This is a genomic window from Desulfitobacterium dichloroeliminans LMG P-21439 (genome assembly GCF_000243135.2).
Lineage (GTDB): Bacteria > Bacillota > Desulfitobacteriia > Desulfitobacteriales > Desulfitobacteriaceae > Desulfitobacterium > Desulfitobacterium dichloroeliminans.
Genome location: NC_019903.1, coordinates 2226109 through 2247270, shown reverse-complemented (window position 1 = coordinate 2247270; position 21162 = coordinate 2226109). Strand labels below are relative to the sequence as shown.

The window sequence follows — 21162 nt, the reverse complement described above, 5'->3', positions numbered from 1 at the left end:
TCTTCATAAATTTTATGGAGAGTTTGATCCTGGCTCAGGACGAACGCTGGCGGCGTGCCTAACACATGCAAGTCGAACGGACTAGCGTTTAGCACTGAGTGTTCAGTGATGTTGGATAAAGCGAGAGCTCTAAACAAAACTCTGATTGTGCAAAGCAGAATCAGTAGTTGCGTTATCCCTGGCAAGGGGGAACGTAGCGAAGCGAAGAGAGAGCTCCACGCAATATAGAGTACCAACACAGTGGATTAGAAAAGAACACTGAGTGCTAGACGTTAGTTAGTGGCGGACGGGTGAGTAACGCGTGGATAACCTACCCATTAGACCGGGACAACCCTTGGAAACGAGGGCTAATACCGGATAAGAATATTTCGCGGCATCGCGAGATAAGGAAAGATGGCCTCTGAGTATGCTATCGTTAATGGATGGATCCGCGTCTGATTAGCTAGTTGGTGGGGTAAAGGCCTACCAAGGCGACGATCAGTAGCCGGCCTGAGAGGGTGAACGGCCACACTGGGACTGAGACACGGCCCAGACTCCTACGGGAGGCAGCAGTGGGGAATCTTCCGCAATGGACGAAAGTCTGACGGAGCAACGCCGCGTGTACGACGAAGGCCTTCGGGTTGTAAAGTACTGTCTTCAGGGACGAACGGTATTTATGTAAATAATGTAGATACATGACGGTACCTGAGGAGGAAGCCCCGGCTAACTACGTGCCAGCAGCCGCGGTAATACGTAGGGGGCAAGCGTTGTCCGGAATCATTGGGCGTAAAGGGCGCGTAGGCGGATAATTAAGTCTGGTGTGAAAACCTAGGGCTCAACCCTGGGACTGCATCGGAAACTGGTTATCTTGAGGACAGGAGAGGAAAGTGGAATTCCACGTGTAGCGGTGAAATGCGTAGATATGTGGAGGAACACCAGTGGCGAAGGCGACTTTCTGGACTGTAACTGACGCTGAGGCGCGAAAGCGTGGGGAGCAAACAGGATTAGATACCCTGGTAGTCCACGCCGTAAACGATGAGTGCTAGGTGTAGAGGGTATCGACCCCTTCTGTGCCGCAGTTAACACAATAAGCACTCCGCCTGGGGAGTACGGCCGCAAGGTTGAAACTCAAAGGAATTGACGGGGGCCCGCACAAGCGGTGGATTATGTGGTTTAATTCGACGCAACGCGAAGAACCTTACCAAGGCTTGACATCCTACGAATCCTGAGGAAACTTAGGAGTGCCCTTCGGGGAGCGTAGAGACAGGTGGTGCATGGTTGTCGTCAGCTCGTGTCGTGAGATGTTGGGTTAAGTCCCGCAACGAGCGCAACCCCTATGTTTAGTTGCTAACGAGTAAGGTCGAGCACTCTAGACAGACTGCCGGTGACAAACCGGAGGAAGGTGGGGATGACGTCAAATCATCATGCCCCTTATGTCTTGGGCTACACACGTAATACAATGGCCGGTACAGACGGAAGCGAAGCCGTGAGGTGAAGCGAATCCGAGAAAGCCGGTCTCAGTTCGGATTGTTCTCTGCAACTCGAGAACATGAAGTCGGAATCGCTAGTAATCGCAGGTCAGCATACTGCGGTGAATACGTTCCCGGGCCTTGTACACACCGCCCGTCACACCACGAAAGTCTGCAACACCCGAAGCCGGTGAGGTAACCCGAAAGGGAGCTAGCCGTCGAAGGTGGGGCCGATGATTGGGGTGAAGTCGTAACAAGGTAGCCGTATCGGAAGGTGCGGCTGGATCACCTCCTTTCTAAGGAAACTTGTTCACTCTAGGGTGAGCATATCCTAAGGTCGAGCTCTGGACGACGTCACGCAAGTGAAACGAGATCAGAGTGGTGGAAGTCCTAGAGACTTTCAAAAATGCCGAAGAGGCGAAAAGCAGGGCAACCTGCAAAACGAGAAATGAAACTGTTTTAAGCGAAAGCTACTTGTTGTTTAGTTTTGAGAGACCATATAGTTTTATATGGGGGTATAGCTCAGCTGGGAGAGCACCTGCCTTGCAAGCAGGGGGTCAGCGGTTCGATCCCGCTTACCTCCACCATTAACTCAAGTTAAAAATTTGGGTTAATAATAGTCTCTCAATAGTAAAAATTGCAGATTGAAAGTGAAGCTGTAAGATGCTAAACTAACAATCCGGCCGATGAGAAGAGATTTTCTGAGGCACATGTTCTTTGAAAACTGCACAGAGAAGAAATAACTGTAAATTAGGATAACATCTAAAAACCTAGAAGTGGCGGCGCAAAAATGTTTGGTCAAGCTACTAAGGGCGTACGGTGGATGCCTAGGCGCTAAGAGTCGAAGAAGGACGCGGCGAGCGGCGAAACGCCACGGGGAGCAGTAAGCATGCATTGATCCGTGGATATCCGAATGGGGCAACCCATCCAGAGTCATATCTGGATATCTTAAGCTGAATACATAGGTTTAAGAAGACAACCCGGGGAACTGAAACATCTAAGTACCCGGAGGAAGAGAAAGAATAATCGATTCCCTGAGTAGCGGCGAGCGAAACGGGAAGAGCCCAAACCGAACCCTTCGGGGATCGGGGTTGTAGGACCCTCTTTTAGGGATGAATTTCTAGCTGAAGTGATCTGGAAAGGTCGAGCAAAGAAGGTAACACTCCTGTAAGCGAAAGAAAGACATTCTGTGAGGGTATCCTGAGTACCGCGGGACACGTGAAACCCCGTGGGAAACTGGGAGGACCACCTCCCAAGGCTAAATACTCCTTAGCGACCGATAGCGAACCAGTACCGTGAGGGAAAGGTGAAAAGCACCCCGGGAGGGGAGTGAAAGAGAACCTGAAACCGTACGCTTACAAGCAGTCAAAGCACCCTTGAGGTGTGATGGCGTGCCTTTTGTAGAATGAACCGGCGAGTTACGGTATGTAGCGAGGTTAAGACGAGAAGTCGGAGCCGGAGCGAAAGCGAGTCTGAATAGGGCGATTAGTTACATGCTGTAGACCCGAAACCGTGTGATCTACCCATGGACAGGGTGAAGGTGAGGTAAAACTCACTGGAGGCCCGAACTCACTGTCGTTGAAAAGGCAGGGGATGAGCTGTGGGTAGCGGAGAAATTCCAATCGAACACGGAGATAGCTGGTTCTCCCCGAAATAGCTTTAGGGCTAGCCTCAATTGATGATTCTTGGCGGTAAAGCACTGAATAGGCTAGGGGCCTTACCGGGTTACCGAACCTTATCAAACTCAGAATGCCAAGAATTTAGATTGGGAGTCAGACTGTGGGGGATAAGCTTCATAGTCAAAAGGGAAACAGCCCAGACCATCAGCTAAGGTCCCAAAGTATACGCTAAGTGGAAAAGGATGTGGAATTGCATAGACAACCAGGATGTTGGCTCAGAAGCAGCCACCATTTAAAGAGTGCGTAATAGCTCACTGGTCGAGTGGTTCTGCGCCGAAAATGTAACGGGGCTCAAGCGTATCACCGAAGCTATGGCTTGGAACGGAATTATTAAGTCTTTAGATTAAAGCACAAGAAGAGAGTAGCATCAGGAATTTTGCTTCCGAAGAGGAAGACAAAAGCTTAAATAAGAGCAAAATTCCCAAATGTCCTCGGGGGCTCAAGGAGAGTAAACACTCCAAAGAAGGCTAAGGGTTTAATAATTCCGTTCCAGGGGTAGGGGAGCGTTCCATCAGCAGAGAAGCTCAACTGTAAGGTTGTGTGGAGTGGATGGAAGTGAGAATGCCGGTATGAGTATGCGAAAAGGTGAGTGAGAATCTCACCCGCCGAAAACCTAAGGATTCCTGGGGAAGGCTCGTCCGCCCAGGGTAAGTCGGGACCTAAGCTGAGGCCGAAAGGCGTAGGCGATGGACAACTGGTTGAGATTCCAGTACCACTCTTAAGCGTTTGAGCAATGGGGTGACACAGAAGGATAGGTTAAGCGTGCCGTTGGTTGAGCACGCCCAAGCCCGTAGGGTGTGAGGCAGGAAAATCCGCCTCGCGAGAAGCCTAAAAGGTGATGGGGAGCGAAAACAAGTAGCGAAGTAACCGACTCCAAGCTGTCAAGAAAAGCCTCTAGTGAGCAAGAGAGTGCCCGTACCGTAAACCGACACAGGTAGGTAAGGAGAGAATCCTAAGGCGCGCGAGAAAACCCTCGTTAAGGAACTCGGCAAAATGACCCCGTAACTTCGGGAGAAGGGGTGCTCTAGCAATAGAGCCGCAGAGAAGAGGTCCAGGCGACTGTTTATCAAAAACACAGGTTCCTGCCAATCTGAAAAGAGAAGTATAGGAGCTGACGCCTGCCCGGTGCTGGAAGGTTAAGAGGAGAGGTTAGCCGTAAGGCGAAGCTTTGAATTGAAGCCCCAGTAAACGGCGGCCGTAACTATAACGGTCCTAAGGTAGCGAAATTCCTTGTCAGGTAAGTTCTGACCCGCACGAAAGGCGTAACGATCTGGACACTGTCTCAACGAGGGACTCGGCGAAATTGTAATACCCGTGAAGATGCGGGTTACCTGCGACAGGACAGAAAGACCCCATGGAGCTTTACTGTAGCTTGACATTGGACTTTGGTATGAAATGTACAGGATAGGTGGGAGACAGAGAAGCTAGGGCGCCAGCCTTGGTGGAGTCAATGGTGGGATACCACTCTTTTTGTACTGAAGTTCTAACTTAGACCCCTGAATCGGGGTTGAGGACCGTGTCAGGTGGGCAGTTTGACTGGGGCGGTCGCCTCCTAAAGAGTAACGGAGGCGCCCAAAGGTTCCCTCAGCGCGGATGGAAATCGCGCGAAGAGTGTAAAGGCAGAAGGGAGCTTGACTGCGAGACCAACAAGTCGAGCAGGGACGAAAGTCGGGCTTAGTGATCCGGTGGTACCGAGTGGAAGGGCCATCGCTCAACGGATAAAAGCTACCCTGGGGATAACAGGCTTATCTCCCCCAAGAGTCCATATCGACGGGGAGGTTTGGCACCTCGATGTCGGCTCATCGCATCCTGGGGCTGTAGTAGGTCCCAAGGGTTGGGCTGTTCGCCCATTAAAGCGGTACGTGAGCTGGGTTCAGAACGTCGTGAGACAGTTCGGTCCCTATCCGTCGCAGGCGCAGGAAATTTGAGAGGAACTGACCCTAGTACGAGAGGACCGGGTTGGACGGATCACTGGTGTACCAGTTGTCTCGCCAGAGGCACAGCTGGGTAGCTATATCCGGATCGGATAAGCGCTGAAAGCATCTAAGCGCGAAACCGGCCTCAAGATGAGATTTCCCACAGCATAAGCTGGTAAGACCCCTGAAAGATGATCAGGTAGATAGGCCCGAAGTGGAAGTGCCGCGAGGTATGGAGCTGACGGGTACTAATAGGTCGAGGGCTTGACCTAACAAGACGCCATGGAAGGTGACTCACTGAAGGGCTCAATATCTGCAGTGAGGAAGATGGAATCTAAAGTTTACAGTTATATAAGATCTGTGTAGTTTTGAGGGAACAGGGTCCCGAGAGGGACGCTATAACTTCAACGATCTGGTGATTATTCCGGAGGGGTTCCACCCGTTCCCATCTCGAACACGGAAGTTAAGACCTCCAGGGCTGATGATACTTGGACCGCAGACGTAACAGTCCGGTGGACTGTTACGCGGCGTGCGGGCTGTGGGAAAATGATACTGAACCCGCCGCCTACCTGGGAAAGTAATATCCACACTGCAGGAGTATGCGTATTGGGACGCAGTGTGGCGAAATGCTCGCCCGCATTTCGTGTTGCCAGGTAAGTAGTAAAGAGACCATCGTTTAGATGGTCTCTTTACTTTTCACTAAAGTGAAAACGAAGATGACGAAGTGCATGATGCTCTGGGGTACCTGGGAAAGTAATATCCACACTGCAGGAGTATGCGTCAGGGGACGCAGTGTGGCGAAATGCTCACCCGCATTTCGTGTTGCCAGGTAATGCAGGAGGCCATCGTTTAGATGGTCTCTTTGCTCTTTAGTCCAAATGTAATTTTATCAGTCAAATTGGTGATTTTTCTGTCAAATTGAAGGATTATCTGTCTAATTTAGAGATATTGTAGAAAATTTAGGGAAAAAATAGATTTATTTGAATGGAGTTTAATAGAGGGTTATAGTATACTATAAGTGAAAGTGACCATAATCACAAGGACAACTTCAGCAGAAAGCCTCAACAATTGAAGACAAAGAGAGGAGGATTATTTATGAGTGAGAATCCGAGTTTATCCCCCAAATCGATTGCCTTCCTAGTTGGACTTTGCGCAATTTCGGTGGCTGTTAGCCTAGGTTGTGTCCTTTTCTTGTAACCAGACCACTCAATTCCTAGCGTAAGTATTCATTAGGCTACTTCTTTTAGGATTGAGGTGTTTTGGGTAATCTTTCGTCATCCGCTTTTCGTGTTGCCAGGTAAGGCAAGCGAAAGAGACCATCTATGATAGATGGTCTCTTTCGCTTTTTTACTGCGCAAAATCCTGTTTGTGCATGATGCTCTGGGGCCGGTTCTACACGTAGGCTTCATATATTCAATGATCCCATTATATAAGCTAGCCGTTTATGGAACATAATAGTATGAAAGACAAAACCTTGCTTAAATTGTTAGAGGAGTTGATATACATCATGACATTCGAAGTAACGCGAGAGGATGTGTCGAAAGAACAATCCACCCTCAAGGATCGTAAAAAGATTAAAGAAGAGGTAAATCGTCGTTTAGTCCATGGGATTAAGGAAGAAAATTTAGAATATGATTCGCTTTATAGTATTGAAAAATCAAGTATAAACAGGGATTCAGAGATTTTGAGCTTGCTTTTTCATCGCATGTTCTTCTACCGATTAAATGAAAAACTATCGGCTTTACACTGTGACCACACCTACCGCTTTAGCCGCCAGATTCTAACGCAGATGCAATTCAATCGGGGTAAAATCAATGATATTCTTGAAATCTTCAAAAAGAATGGCGGGAAGTGTGACTGTGGGGTCCTTTATAACGTGGAGAGTCTCTTAATCGGAAAAGATAATAGTCATATTGACTAATTAATTACACTACAATTATTTCTCTAAAATGAGTAATGAAGTAACTAAGATTAACTGTAATTTTGTGCAAATGAAAGGGCTAGGAGCCAAAACGAATTTCCGAGTTCGCTTGGCCCTAGCCCTTTATTAACTAGTCCGTTTTCAAGGAGTATAAGGTAAATAAGGCTTAAGACTACATAAAGGCATGGCATAAGCCAGTTTAAGCATTTTTTAAAACTTCAAGGAGCTATTGGTATCATAGCGGTTGTTATCGATATTGAGATAGATGTCGAAATTGCCGGAAAGACCTTCATTGCTTAGATAGAATTGGAACTGGTTTTCTTGCTCTGCTTCAATAGAGATGCAGGCTGCATTGACATCATGGACGTTCGTTGGTATGGAGTAGAACTTAGATTTGTCTTGGCCTTTGAGCTCAAGAAAGACTTCAGAGCCTTCGATAAAGGTACCCCGGAGAGCCAAGCGGTCCTCTTCAAGTACTAAAGAGAGGTTGTGTTTTTCAGGGATGGTTCCTGCATCCTTAAATTTGGGTTTAAGGGGCGCCACGGGAGTGATACCGAACTCACCAAGCAATTTTCCTTTGCCTAACGCAAAGTTAGTCTTTTCATCGTAGAGTGCAACTCTTCTCGCCCTATAGTAGTTACCGCCCTGAACTTTTAACTCATATTTGACTTCATCATGAAGAACTTCAACGGTGATGGATTCAAGATTCAAATGAATATGCTCATCTTTATATTTGTTTAAGAGCATAGCACCCAGTCCGTCGGTATGTTGTCCTCGATAGCTTGCAATACCGCCGGAGTGAATCATATAATGTCCATCAGCATAGTAGTCGGTATTACAGATATAAGGGGAATAGAACTCGCATCCTCTTTCTTTACCATACTGCCAAACTTGCTCGATTTCCATCTTCTCTGTGTCGATTTTGTATATAACCCCTCTGGAGAAGTTTTTTGCGGGAGGAACGCGATTTTCCACTGTTTTAGAGCGCCAGGTGCCATTGTCAAATACGAAGACATCCCCATTAGGTAGAATGCTTGCCGCATGCTGCTCGTATTGCCAATCAAAGTCACCTTTAGTAATATTCTTGAAGAAATACTTTTGCATTTCTTTGCCCCAGCCTTCTGGATCACCGATAATCCAGTTTAACTCCCCAGTTTCATAATCGTAGTTAATGACAGCATCTTGATGTCTTCCAGACAGAGTAATGGAATTTGTTTTTTTGTCATACCAAACCGAGTTATTATGGAACCAATCGTGATGATCCCAGTCTCCTGCTTTTCCTTCCTCTCTAGGCAACATTTTCTGGACATCCCATGATTTTACGACTTTACCGGTTTCTCTATCAATTTCAACTATAAAGTCTTCGGCAGAGTCATTAAAGTCATTATCCGAGCAGGCTAAAATGTTTCCGTTTTCTAGTTCCACATTATCATGGTGATGACCACCGGGTAATCTAAATTCTGTATAGATTTTTCCACTAAAATCGATTTCGATCAGGCCAATGGTATAGTAGGGCTTTTGAAGGGCACGGGGAGAAGAAAGGATAAGGCGACCATTGGCTAATTTCTTAATATCCCAGCTTGCTTTAGTGGTAAGTACCCATCTTAAATCACCGGCATAATCAAATCCGGAAGTTTTTACAGACTCGATCGGATACGTCGCCCCGGAAATAATCATAAGGTCTTTGCCGAAATATTCCGGAGTGGTCTTGCAATATTGAGCTTTGTTTACATTCACTTCGGCAACTTTAATTTTAACTTCTGAGGTTCTGCCATTTCCAAGAGTAATGACAACGGTGTTTTCAAAGTCGTCATACAAACCGTAAATCGGTAACACATGCTCGGTAGCAGCGGCAAAGGTATGGCTAATATCCGCTTCAACGGCTTTGCCTTTAACTGTAATTTGAGCTGTTGTTGCTTCCTTAGTATTAAAACCAATTAATGCAGCCAGGGGATTGATTAAATAAGGGTTCTCTAGAACGAACGGATTTTCTATAGTGTAGTTTCCAGACCGGAGTTCAGCTAAGAAATTTTCTTCGGATTCTGCTTGAGAGGTAATTAGATGTTTTTCCGTTTCTAAATAGTTTCTCAAAACCTGTCACTCCTCACATAAAAATTTTGGAACTCTGGATAAAGCAATAGCTTGCACTTATCCGTTTAATCACATAATATCATCTACTAAATCTTTTCAAAAACAATAATTTGATGGGATGAACTACAACAAATTGTTTTAATAACTTTAACTTTAGATCAATCGCAAGGGCCGTGGAGACGTTTGGGTTGTCTTACTACTGCCTGCTATTCAAGAATACGATAGTTGCTGGTATTGTAAATCAAAATATACTGTTGGAGTGTACTGAATACGCCTTAAGAAATACTAAAGGCCAGCGTATGCTGGCCTTTGTTGGCAATTATTTATCTTTTACCGAAGCTCTCAAATGTACGACCAACCATTTCGCCACCAACGGAACCATTTTGACGGGAAGTTGCATCCGGGCCCAGAGTAACATTGAATAATTTCTGGGCTGTGAAAAGGAATGAAATGAGATAGAGGGGTAGGTCCTTATACGATTTTTGTTGTCCATTGTTCTAAATTCCAAATATCTGAGACCCAATTCTCGTAGAAATCTGGATCGTGGGATACTAGTAGGACGGTGCCTTTAAAGTCTTGAATGGCTTTTTTCAATTCTTCCTTGGCATCCACATCGAGATGGTTAGTGGGCTCATCCAAAACAAGGAAATTGATTTCTCTCAGCATGAGCTTGCAGAGCCTTACTTTGGCACTTTCACCGCCGCTTAAGACCATCATCTTGTTAGAAATATGCTCGTTGGTAAGACCACATTTAGCGAGAGCCTGGCGTGCTTCATAGTTAGTAAGACCAGGAAATTCCTGCCATATTTCTTCAAGGGGCGTGTTGTTATTGCCACGGTTGGATTCTTGTTCAAAATATCCGGGGACAAGATAATCTCCGAGAATACTCTCTCCACTGATACAAGGAATAATGCCCAGTAAAGTTTTGAGCAGGGTAGTTTTACCTAAGCCATTTACCCCGCGGATGGCCACCTTTTGACCTCGTTCCAACTTTAGATTAACAGGGCGGGTTAAGGGCTCATCATAGCCGAGCACTAAATCCTTGGTCTCAAAAATTATTCTACCAGGTGTTCGAGCCTCTTTGAAGCGGAATTGGGGTCTGATTTTCTCCTTGGGTTTCTCCAGAATATCCATCTTCTCAAGCTGTTTTTGGCGACTCTTTGCTCGTCCGGTGGTCGAGATGCGTGCTTTATTGCGAGCTATAAAGTCTTCGAGGCGATCTACTTCTTTCTGCTGTTTCTCATAGGCCTTTAACTCTTGTTCTTTCTTGATGGAATGGAGCTGCATAAATTGTTCGTAGTTGCCGGTGTAGCGGGTTAATTCTGCATTTTCCACATGGTAAATTACATTAACCACATCATTTAAGAAGGGGGAGTCATGGGAAACAAGAATAAAGGCGTTTTCGTAGTTCTTAAGATAATTACTAAGCCAGACGATATGGTCGGCATCTAAGTAGTTGGTGGGCTCATCTAGTATTAATATGGTAGGCTTTTGTAGTAATAGCTTGGTTAGCAGTACCTTCGTCCGCTGGCCACCACTTAAATCCGCAACATCTCGATCTAAACCAATTTCTCCTAAACCTAGGCCGTTGGCCACTTCTTCGATTTTAGCATCAATTATATAGAAGCCGTTATGCTCTAGGATCGTTTGGATTTCTCCGACATCTTCCATCATTTTGACCATTTGCTCTTCTGTAGCTTCAGCCATGAGATTGTAGAGTTCCAGCATTTCATTTTCGAGCTCGAACATCTTTTGAAAAGCTTCTTTGAGAACATCACGAATCGTTTTTCCTTTGGTTAATACACTGTGCTGATCTAAGTACCCTACAGTGACTCGATTAGACCATTCAACTTTACCCTCATCAGGAATTAGTTTGCCTGTAATGATATCCAAGAAAGTAGATTTGCCTTCACCATTGGCTCCTACTAAGCCAACATGCTCTCCTTTAAGGAGGCGGAAGGTTGTATTTTCAAGAATCTGACGTCCCCCGAAGCCATGATTCACATTCTCAACATTTAATATACTCATGCTAAACTCCTATGCTATCCACCTTATTCACACAGTGGATTGATTTTATACTCTGCTAGTATAAAAAAAGTATGGGAAGAAGTCAAAGGAATATTTCTATTGTGTTCTGTTGGATAATCGATGTTATAGTTCCTAAAGTATTAACATATGGATAGATGGGGAGGTGCTTAGATGTTCATCTTCATTTTCTTCTTGATGGTCATTGTCTTATTCAATGTTCCATTTGGTTATTGGCGGGCTAATGTAAGAAAACTCTCAGTGCAGTGGTTTTTGGCGATTCACCTCCCAGTGCCTTTTGTAGCCTATCTGCGTCAACATATCGAATTACCTTGGATGGGCTTGGTTATAACCTCTTTTTTGGCGGCCTATTTTGCAGGGCAATATCTTGGGAGTGGACTATATAAGAGATTAAGGGATAATGGGCCTGTGAGTTCGTCAATATTTCGCGATGTAGTGTGTCGCTCCTGGATCATAATAATAGGTAGGTAAAAAATGCAGGCATTATGAGCCTGCATTTTTTAATAAGAAAACCTCCATAATAAGATAGAGCTATATTTGTGCGAGTGCCAAAGTGAGGCTAAGTTCAATGGACTCGTTAACGGATAAATGAACATGATCTTGGAAGGAGAGTGCTTTGTGAGTCAAACCAATGAAAATGAGAAACCATTAAAGCCTGAAGTTGAGAACTTAAAAGAATTAGGACAAATCCGTATACCGGAGCCAGCCGAGAATATTTATTGTCTGACTGTGGTTGGGCAGATTGAAGGCCATCAAGTCCTTCCCGCCCAGTCAAAAGCCACGAAGTATGAGCATGTCATTCCTCAATTAGTCGCAGTAGAACAGAATCCTATGATCGAAGGGATATTACTTATTCTTAATACTGCCGGAGGGGATGTAGAGGCGGGTCTGGCTATCTCCGAGCTGGTTAGTAGTTTAAGTAAACCAAGCGTTTCGATCGTCCTTGGAGGGGGACACAGTATTGGAATTCCAATTGCCGTGAGCTGTAATCGAAGCTTCATCGCTCCTACGGGAACGATGACGTTACATCCTATCCGTTATACAGGGTTAGTTATTAATGGTCATCAGCAATTTGAATACTTGCAGAAGATGCAGGAGCGCATTAATCGTTTTATTCTTCAGCACTCCGGAATTACCGAAGAACAGCTTAAGCAGCTCATGTTTGCAACCGGTGAGCTTGCGCAAGATATCGGTACGATTTTAATTGGTCAAGATGCGGTAGATATTGGATTGATTGACGCTGTTGGAGGGTTAAAGGAAGCGCATCGAGAGCTGAAGAGGCTGATCTCGGAAAAACGCGAAAGTTTAAATTAAGAATAAATCGGCTTTAGGGCCGATTTTTTGTTATAATTTAATGATGACAAGCTATGACGCGATTGAAGAAGGAAGTATAACACCTGTGAAGGAAATATATCCTGTTTGTAGAAATAACGAGATAGGTTCATCACCGATGTTGGTATTCTTTGATCATACAATTCTAGAGTGAAGCTTCTCAAGTATAACAATTGATTTGAGGGATGTTTTTTGGCAAAGAGAAAAACTCGTACAGTAAAGAAGAAGGGCTTTCTTAAAGATAGTGTTCGACATGAAGTCATAGGGATCGCCGCACTTGGCTTGGCCGTATTAGGCATAGTCACTATTTATTCCGGGAGTAATGGCCTGATCGGGGGAAAGATAGAAGAAGGCTTAACCATTCTGGCAGGAAGCGGCCGTGTTTGGCTAATGCTTATGCTAGGGGCGTGGGGAATCGCCTATATGAACCGTAAACATATCGATAATCAATGGAGGACTTTAGGAGTTGTCCTCTTATGGTTAACCCTTGAGGGAATATTGCATTTTCAATTGCCTGGAGTTGAAGCCTATAAGAAAGAACATTTCATTGCTGAAGGAATGATGGGACACGGTGGTGGCTTAATCGGTGCTGGGATTGCCATCGTTCTGAAGGCATCAGTAGGAATTTCCGGTGGATACGTGGTGCTTATAGTGACAGCACTGATAGGGGCGCTACTGATAACGAATCGCTCTTTAATCCACGGACTCCAACTGGTCCAAAAGGCAAGCAAGGATTCTGGGCATTGGGTTAAAGGACATGTTGAAGATTTCATCTATGTGATGCAGGATACAGAAGAGTCTCCTGTCGATGCTACATATGAAGAGCCAGAAAAAAAGGAACTTCGTAAGAATCTCAAAAAGAAAGAAACCAAGACCTCTGTAAATCACCTGAAGGTATTAGAGCCTGAATTAGTCGAACGGCCGGTGATTATCAGAACCCTTCAAGACTTAACAGATCACGGTGCGGAAGGCGAAAAATCTCTGTCTGATCGTCCAGTGACGCAAATGACTTCACCCTTGGAAGGGAAGAAATTGTCACAAGCGCGGGAGGGCGAGGGAGGAACGGGGATTATTCCGCCGGGCAAGGTTACAGGTACTCCTGTCTCAAGAATGGCGCAAAGAGAGGGCAGTGATTTTCAACTGCCTAATCTTACTCTGCTGAATAAAAGCATGAAGGTAAAGAACCCTCGAATTAATAAGGATTTAGCTGATAATGTAAAGATTCTCGAGGATACCTTGGAGAGCTTTGGGGTAAAGATTAAGGTAACTCATGTTACGCAAGGCCCAGCCATTACCCGCTATGAAGCACAACCTGCTCCTGGTGTCAAAGTGAGTAAGATTACTAATCTGTCCGATGATATTGCTCTGAGCTTAGCGGCTACTGACGTACGGATCGAGGCTCCGGTACCTGGAAAATCTGTGGTGGGAATTGAGGTTCCCAATAAAGAAATTGCGACTGTACATTTCCGAGAAGTGCTGGAAACCCCAGAATTTCAGAATGCCCCAAGCAAGCTTACCGTGGTTCTGGGCAAAGATATTACAGGTAGTCCCATTGTAGCTGATTTGACGAAAATGCCCCATTTGCTGATTGCGGGTGCTACGGGATCTGGAAAATCTGTCTGTGTGAATACCTTGATCAATAGTATCTTATATAAAGCTCGGCCGGATGAAGTAAAATTCCTACTGGTGGATCCTAAGATGGTAGAGTTAACTAACTATAATGGAATTCCCCATCTCATTGCACCGGTAGTTACCGATCCTAAGAAGGCTGCAGGGGCTTTGAAATGGATTGTCACGGAAATGGAGACCCGTTATGAGCTTTTTGCTGCAGCTGGGGTAAGAGATATCGTTCGATATAATTTTTTGCGAACTCAAGAAAAGAAAGAGGATGCACTTCCTCTTCCTTATGTTGTTGTCATTATTGACGAGTTAGCTGATTTAATGATGGTTGCCCCCGGTGATGTAGAAGATTCCATCTGCCGGTTAGCTCAGATGGCACGGGCGGCGGGAATCCATCTCTTGATTGCTACTCAGCGACCATCGGTGGATGTTATTACAGGCTTAATTAAAGCCAATATCCCTTCGCGGATTGCCTTCGCCGTTTCCTCTCAGATCGATTCTCGAACTATTCTCGATATGAATGGAGCTGAAAAGCTTTTAGGTCGCGGAGATATGCTGTACTATCCTATGGGAGCGAGCAAGCCAGTGAGGGTCCAAGGGTGCTACTTAGCCGATAAGGAAGTGGAAAACGTTGTCCGCTTTCTCCAAAATCAGGCTAAACCAGAGTATCAAGAGATACCCCATATGGAACTAGGAACCAGTAAACCCGCTGAAGAGGCGGGTGATGAGTTGTTCCGCCAAGCAGCCATTCTTTTCATTGAAGCTGGGAACGCTTCTGTTTCTTTATTGCAACGAAGACTACGTATTGGCTATACTCGAGCAGCTCGGCTGATGGATTTACTGGAAGAGAAGGGTGTCGTCGGTGGCTACGAAGGGTCTAAACCTCGTGAGGTTTTGTTGACTAAGGGACAATTTGAGCAGAAGTTTGGTTTGGAAGAAGAAGAAATTGGATAAAAGTTGCACATTTAGTAGAGAGGATTTATTATATTAAAGGAGAATAGTATAAATAAAGGAAATTGACGATGATTCATGAAATAACAGTTGAAGAGTTAAGTGAAGTCAAGAATTTGCTACTAGTTGATGTGCGCTCTGAAGGTGAGTATCAAGAGGCAACTATTCCTGGGGCTTTGAATTTGCCTTTGTTTAATAATGAAGAAAGAGCAAGGATCGGCACGACATATGTGCAGATTTCGCCTGCTTTGGCGAAGGAGCAGGGCTTGGAGATTGTAGGCCCGAAGTTGAAGGGGCTCTATGAGCAAGCCTCGCAGTGGGCGAAAGGACATTCTCTAGTCCTATTTTGTTGGCGTGGAGGTATGAGAAGCAAATCCCTAGCTAATGTTTTTGACTTGATGGGCTTGTCTGTTTACCGATTGCACGGGGGATATAAGGCCTATCGTCATTGGATTACTGAATACTTTAGGGGTGAGTTTCCTCTTAAAGTAGTTGTATTACGAGGCAATACCGGTGTTGGTAAAACCGAGATTTTAGCTAGACTAAAACAGGATGGCTATCCAGCCGTCGACCTGGAAGCCTTAGCCAATAATAGGGGTTCTGTATTTGGTTCTGTGGGTTTGGGTTCTGCTCCCTCTCAGAAGGACTTTGAAGCCGCATTATATGTACGACTTAGCGAAGTGAGCCATTTTCCATATATTATTGTGGAATGTGAAAGCAAGAGAATTGGTAGAATTAACTTGCCACCTTCCTTTTTTGATGCGATGAAGATCGGACCCCAAATCTTGCTCTATGACTCCATCCCGAATCGCGTCGACCGCTTAGTGAAGGAATACGCTCAATTCCCTAACGCCATACCTGAGATTAAGTCTGCCTTAGGCCGACTTACTAAAATACTCGGACATAAGAAGATTACATTATATAATACCTTATTAGATCAAGGAAATCTGGAAGAATTCACTGAAGAGATGCTTAAATATTACGATGCTATTTATGCCTATCCTAATGGCCCGCAAGGGGATTACGATTATGCCATAAGCCATCTTGATCCTGAAATGGGATTAAGAGAATTGGAGGAATACCTTGATCAGTGGTCGGGCATACCCAGAACAGCAACTCTATCTGGAATACGTGATACAGCAAAATAAACCGGGTTTATTGGGTGCCGTCACGACCTTGATGGGGATGTTAGAAATCAATATTTTAACGGTCAATGGCATTGGTGATCGTCATCGGGGCTTTCTGTTAGAGTTCCCATGCGCAGACAAGGTTCAAGCGCTGAAAGGAGCTTTAGATAGTGTAGCTACTATTCGAGTCACGGCCTTTCGGGAACCGACCCTTTTTGATCGACTAGCTTTACGTCATGGTCAACGTCTAGACATGATAGCTAGTAACCCCCCGACATATCGTTTTATACGTGAAGAATTAGGAGTGCTCGTCGACTTTTTAGGGGATACTTTAATGGGAGGCGGCCATCGTTTAATCGGGATACGAGGCGCACCCCGAGTAGGTAAGACGGAAGCGGCTATAAGCGCGTGCGTTTATGCTAACAAAAAGTGGATACTATTATCATCCACAATCATACGCCAAACTCTTCGCACTACGCTGATGCTGGATGAGGCGGAGGATTCCATCTTTTTGATCGATGGAATTACGAGTACCTCCCGAGGGGATGATGTCCACTGGGAATTACTCAAACGTGTGATGGAAATGCCTACCCCCAAAATCATTGAACACCCGGAGGTTTTTCTCCGCGATGGTCGAATTGATCTTGACTTTGATTTTATTATTGAGATTCGTAATCAACCAGAAGATGAGATTCGAACAGAAGATGTAGCGATTAGTTTTTCTTCTTTTGATATAAGTTAAAGAATCTGATGAGGGAGGGGTTATCATGGCAGGAGAGGGACAAATCCTTCGTAACGCCCGTGTAGATAAAGGATGGAGTTTAACCCAAGCAGAAGAAGTGACAAAAATCAGAATCCGCTATTTGGAGGCCCTGGAAGAAGAAGAGTATCGTATTTTACCGGGTTCTACCTATACTAAAGGATTCATAAGAACCTATGCCAAGCATCTCGGATTAAACTCGGATGAGGTACTAGCTCTTTACAAAGCATCAGAACAGCCCATTGAAGAGCCTATAGCTATCGAGAAAACGCTTAGCGGGCCTAAGAAAATGCCCCCATGGGTAAAACCTGCTCTTGTGGCTTTAACCGGGGTTGTGGCTTTATGTGTGGTAATCGTGATTGCGAACCTGAGTAATCAGCAAGGTGCCAATGTCACACCCCAAGACATAACTACCCCATTACCTACTATTCCTCAGGAAGAAATTGTTCAACAGCAACAAACTCCCCCTTCCACACAAACTCCTCCTAACACACCTGACCCAATAGAGACCCCTACCCAAGACCCCCAAAATGTGATTGCTCAGGAGACAGAAGGTTTGGTTGTTCAGCTCATATTTAGTCAGCCTTGTTGGATTCGAGTTAATGTGGATGGTCAGCTTGCTTTGGAGGGAACCTTTACTAAAGGGGTGACTAAGGAGTTAAAAGCTAAGGAGCAAATTGAATTGGTCTCCGTAGGGAATGCAGGAGGACTTTCCGTCATCCTCAATGGTCAGACTTGGCCAAGCTTAGGCGCTGAGGGACAGGTCGTTAATAATATCATTCTCAAAAAATGACTGTGAGAATTAGGAAAAGGGGAGAGATTCGTGGCGAAGGATTCATCATTTGATATTGTTTCGAAAGTAGAGTTGCAGGAAGTAACCAATGCGGTTCATCAAGCGCAAAAGGAAATTGAGCAGCGCTTTGACTTTAAAAACAGTAAATCTTCTATTGAACTCCAAGAGGACAAAATCACATTAATTTCCGATGATGATTTTAAGTTACGCAATGTCATCGACATTCTGGAGGGGAAATTAGTGAAACGGCAGATTTCCCTTAGAGCCTTAGAGTATGGAAAAATCCAAGCGGCAGCGGGAGATACAGTTCGTCAGGAAGTCAAGCTGATCCAAGGAATCTCTCAGGAAAAAGCCAAAGAAATCAATAAGCTAATTAAGGATAGTAAAATAAAAGTGACCAGCTCTATCCAAGGTGATCAGGTTCGTGTGACAGGTAAGGATAAGGATGATTTGCAGGCCGTTATTAGTTTACTGCGAAAGCAGGATCTAGGCGTCGATCTTCAGTTCATTAATTATCGTTGAGAAAGATCTCCCACCTTCGTGGGAGTTTTTTCACACTTTAACTACTTTTACGAATAAGCTATCTCGAATTTTTTCAATAGAGTTAGGAGTGAGTTCAATTAAAATCCCCCAATTTTTACCGATCAGTAGGGAGGATATGAAAAAGCGCGGCTGGGCAGAACTAGATTTTTTGCTCATTACAGGTGATGCCTATGTTGATCATCCTAGCTTTGGAATTGCCATTATTTCCCGAATCCTTGAGAAGCAAGGATATAAAGTAGGCATTATAGCTCAGCCCGACTGGCGAGAAGTGGATGCTTTTCAAGTGTTAGGCCGACCTCGGTTGGCTTGCCTTTTAACTGGTGGAAATCTCGATTCCATGGTGGACCATTATACAGCTGCTAAGAAACGGCGTCATCGGGATGTCTATTCGCCGGGTGGAAAAGCGGGGTTACGCCCGGATCATGCCACGATTGTCTATGCTAATAAGGTTCGTGAGGCATTTCCTGGTTTGCCAGTGATCATAGGTGGTATCGAAGCTTCATTGAGGCGTTTTGCCCATTATGATTTCTGGAGTAATAAGGTAAGACGATCCATCCTTCTCGACAGTCAAGCAGATTTACTGGTATTTGGCATGGGAGAGAAGGCCATTGTCCAGGTAGCAAATGCTTTAGAAGAAGGGACTCCCATACATGAAATTCATGGCATACGTGGAACTGTGGTTCCTTGGAAGCAGGATGTTCAGGAAGATACTTTAGACCTTCCCTCCTATACGGATGTGCTTAAAGATAAGCGAAAATACGCAGAAGGCTTTTGGGTACAGTACAATCAACAGGATCCTTATTACGGTAAGGCGATGTTCCAAGACCACGGGCGAGGAGGGGTGTTGCAGTATCCTCCCAATTTCCCCTTAACCCAATCCGAGATGGATGCGGTCTACGCCCTTCCTTATGTGGGAACCTATCACCCTATTTATGAGAAAGAGGGTGGGGTGCCCGCCATCGAAGAAGTAGAGTTCAGCTTAGTCAGCTCCAGGGGATGCTACGGGGCCTGTTCCTTCTGTGCTCTGACCTTTCATCAGGGACGAATTATTCAAGGGAGAAGTGCAGAATCCATCGTTCGTGAAGCAGAGCAATTGACCTGGAACCCCCGCTTTAAAGGGTATATTCATGATGTAGGGGGACCTACGGCTAATTTTCGCCGCCCAGCCTGCAAGGCCCAGCTCAAGCGTGGTGCCTGCCCTAATAAACAATGCCTTTTTCCATCTCCCTGCGTTAAGGCGGATGTAGATCATACGGAGTATATTGAACTTCTGCGGCGGTTACGCAGTATTCCTAAGATTAAGAAGGTTTTTGTCCGTTCGGGAATTCGCTACGATGTGGTCCTAGCCGATAAAAACACCTCCTTTTTAAGGGAGTTGTGCGAACACCATGTGAGCGGACAATTGAAAGTAGCTCCCGAACATGTGAGTGATAAGGTATTAAAGCGCATGGGGAAACCCGGGAAAAAGGTCTTTGAGCGTTTCGCAGAAGATTTCAAGGCGATGAACGAGGAAGTAGGGAAAAAACAGTATTTGGTTCCCTATCTAATGTCCTCTCATCCCGGTAGCGGGCTGACAGAGGCCATTGAACTGGCGGAGTATGTCCGGGATATGGGTGTGAACCCAGAGCAGGTTCAGGACTTCATTCCTACCCCAGGGACCCTCTCGACTTGTATGTATTACACGGGCTTGGATCCGCGTACCATGGAAAAAATCTATGTTCCACGGACCATGGAAGAAAAAGCCATGCAAAGGGCTCTGATCCAGTACCGGAATCCTAAAAATCATGACCTAGTGGAAAAGGCACTGAAGCTAGCCCGCCGGGAGGACCTGATTGGGTTTGGCCCGAAATGTCTGATTCGTCCGCGTTCACTATATAAGAAACGGGACGAGAAGGAAAGGGGTATCCAGATAACTAAGCCTGTAAGAAATAAGAAAGTGGAGCAAGGCACACCCACAAGGGCTAAAAAAGGTCATAAGTCCAAAAGAACATAGGAAACTTGTTTGCCTGGATTCTAATAGTGCTACAACCCTAATAGAAAATCTAAGGCCAGTCCCAGATTGGACAACGTTGTCTAATCTGGGACTGGCCTTAGTAATTAGATTTGAGATTTGATAAGTGGGTGCTAATCAATGGTCTCCCCGAACTCCTCGAGCAGCATATCCTCGAGCTCTTCCATCTTTATGGTCCCTATTTCCTTCTGAAACGAGGGTTCTAGCTCAATAAACTTTTCATAGGTTAAGTCTTGGTCCTCTTCGAAGAATTTGGAGAAGGAAAACTGGATCCCTTCCTTGCTGTCTTCAAGGCGTTTGAGGGTATAGTACTCCGTAGGATCAATTTTGCTTTGGAGGAGGATGGTGTCCCCGTTGATAACTAACAAAACTTGGGCATCTTCATAAGAGCGGCGGTGGAATCTCCATATAAATCCTTGGGCAAGAGAATCCTGGTAATCGGATGCCTCATCTTCTAAGGTAGGCTTCCAAGAAAATTGTATGGAAAGCAGTTCTTTAGCCTCCATCTCTTCGGCTATCTCATCAAGGCGTGGGGCGACAGCTGAAGGGATAGTATATTCGTCACACATCGAGCTAGAGCAGGTGTATACGGGAACATTGATGACTTTACCGGCACCAAGGTTGAGGGCGATAGGTAGAGTACGGGAAGTAAGATATCCGGTATCACCACACCCGCATTGATCAACTGGAGAAAGAGCTTCGCTTAACAATACTAGCACCTCGCCATTAATTATTCTCGATAAGACCATAGGTCGTACTCTCATTATTTTACTCGAATCTCCTGGAAAGCGAAAGGAAGTATTAGCCAATCGCCTTAAAACTAGTCTTGCCAAATAATTCATCTCAAGTCATGGGCAAGCAGTTTACCCCTGATACTTAGAGTAAAATTATCGTAGGCAAAAGAGCAAAAAAATAGGGGAAGAG

13 protein-coding genes, 1 tRNA gene and 3 rRNA genes are annotated in these 21162 nt (G+C 45.2%); 13 read left to right on the top strand and 4 right to left on the bottom strand.

The genetic code is table 11. The annotated features are described in order from the left end of the window. The first annotated feature begins 11 nt into the window (after nucleotides 1–11). The 5 genes from DESDI_RS10620 (at nucleotide 12) to DESDI_RS10600 (ending at nucleotide 6964) form a co-directional block, all read left to right on the top strand. Nucleotides 12–1744, top strand: a 16S ribosomal RNA gene (locus DESDI_RS10620). 215 nt (nucleotides 1745–1959) lie between these two features. Next, nucleotides 1960–2035, top strand: a tRNA-Ala gene (locus DESDI_RS10615). 209 nt (nucleotides 2036–2244) lie between these two features. Continuing rightward, nucleotides 2245–5315, top strand: a 23S ribosomal RNA gene (locus tag DESDI_RS10610). A gap of 139 nt (nucleotides 5316–5454) precedes the next feature. Continuing rightward, nucleotides 5455–5572, top strand: a 5S ribosomal RNA gene (rrf, locus tag DESDI_RS10605). Together the 16S, 23S and 5S rRNA genes with 1 tRNA gene alongside form the textbook arrangement of a ribosomal RNA operon. A gap of 978 nt (nucleotides 5573–6550) precedes the next feature. Then, nucleotides 6551–6964, top strand: a complete 414-nt coding sequence (locus DESDI_RS10600) for a DUF2695 domain-containing protein (protein WP_015262614.1) — start codon at nucleotides 6551–6553, stop codon at nucleotides 6962–6964. Nucleotides 6965–7174: 210 nt separating this feature from the next. On the opposite strand, the gene DESDI_RS10595 is transcribed toward DESDI_RS10600, so the two are convergent. The 3 genes from DESDI_RS10595 to abc-f form a co-directional block, all read right to left on the bottom strand. After that, complete coding sequence (locus DESDI_RS10595; RefSeq protein WP_015262613.1) at nucleotides 7175–9055, bottom strand: aryl-sulfate sulfotransferase; 1881 nt, start codon at nucleotides 9053–9055, stop codon at nucleotides 7175–7177. 323 nt (nucleotides 9056–9378) lie between these two features. Then, a complete protein-coding gene (locus tag DESDI_RS18550; protein ID WP_427846170.1) occupies nucleotides 9379–9465 on the bottom strand; it encodes a small, acid-soluble spore protein, alpha/beta type in 87 nt (28 codons plus the stop codon). Between the two features lie 61 nt (nucleotides 9466–9526). Beyond that, nucleotides 9527–11083, bottom strand: a complete 1557-nt coding sequence (gene abc-f, locus DESDI_RS10585) for a ribosomal protection-like ABC-F family protein (protein ID WP_015262612.1) — start codon at nucleotides 11081–11083, stop codon at nucleotides 9527–9529. 171 nt (nucleotides 11084–11254) lie between these two features. On the opposite strand from abc-f, the gene DESDI_RS10580 reads away from it, so the two are divergent. The 8 genes from DESDI_RS10580 (at nucleotide 11255) to DESDI_RS10545 (ending at nucleotide 20220) form a co-directional block, all read left to right on the top strand. Then, on the top strand, nucleotides 11255–11572 hold the full coding sequence (locus DESDI_RS10580; protein ID WP_015262611.1) for a hypothetical protein: 318 nt from the start codon (nucleotides 11255–11257) through the stop codon (nucleotides 11570–11572). 147 nt (nucleotides 11573–11719) lie between these two features. Further along, a complete protein-coding gene (locus DESDI_RS10575; RefSeq protein ID WP_015262610.1) occupies nucleotides 11720–12415 on the top strand; it encodes a ClpP family protease in 696 nt (231 codons plus the stop codon). Nucleotides 12416–12625: 210 nt separating this feature from the next. After that, nucleotides 12626–15007, top strand: coding sequence for an FtsK/SpoIIIE family DNA translocase (locus tag DESDI_RS10570; RefSeq protein WP_015262609.1), 2382 nt, complete (start codon nucleotides 12626–12628; stop codon nucleotides 15005–15007). A gap of 68 nt (nucleotides 15008–15075) precedes the next feature. Then, nucleotides 15076–16152: a tRNA 2-selenouridine(34) synthase MnmH gene (mnmH, locus tag DESDI_RS10565; RefSeq protein WP_015262608.1), complete on the top strand. Its 1077-nt coding sequence runs from the start codon at nucleotides 15076–15078 to the stop codon at nucleotides 16150–16152. Further along, nucleotides 16136–16873, top strand: a complete 738-nt coding sequence (locus tag DESDI_RS10560) for a DUF3388 domain-containing protein (protein WP_015262607.1) — start codon at nucleotides 16136–16138, stop codon at nucleotides 16871–16873. Before mnmH ends, DESDI_RS10560 begins: the two co-directional genes overlap by 17 nt. 25 nt (nucleotides 16874–16898) lie before the next feature. Next, a complete protein-coding gene (locus DESDI_RS10555) occupies nucleotides 16899–17684 on the top strand; it encodes a helix-turn-helix domain-containing protein (RefSeq protein WP_015262606.1) in 786 nt (261 codons plus the stop codon). Nucleotides 17685–17714: 30 nt separating this feature from the next. Further along, nucleotides 17715–18206 carry a YajQ family cyclic di-GMP-binding protein gene (locus DESDI_RS10550; RefSeq protein ID WP_015262605.1) on the top strand — a complete coding sequence of 164 codons (492 nt, stop codon included), beginning with the start codon at nucleotides 17715–17717 and terminating at the stop codon, nucleotides 18204–18206. Nucleotides 18207–18294: 88 nt separating this feature from the next. After that, nucleotides 18295–20220, top strand: coding sequence for a YgiQ family radical SAM protein (locus DESDI_RS10545; protein ID WP_015262604.1), 1926 nt, complete (start codon nucleotides 18295–18297; stop codon nucleotides 20218–20220). A gap of 131 nt (nucleotides 20221–20351) precedes the next feature. Here DESDI_RS10545 and DESDI_RS10540 read toward each other — a convergent pair whose 3' ends face one another. Then, complete coding sequence (locus tag DESDI_RS10540; protein WP_242825391.1) at nucleotides 20352–21002, bottom strand: hypothetical protein; 651 nt, start codon at nucleotides 21000–21002, stop codon at nucleotides 20352–20354. Nucleotides 21003–21162: the final 160 nt, after the last annotated feature.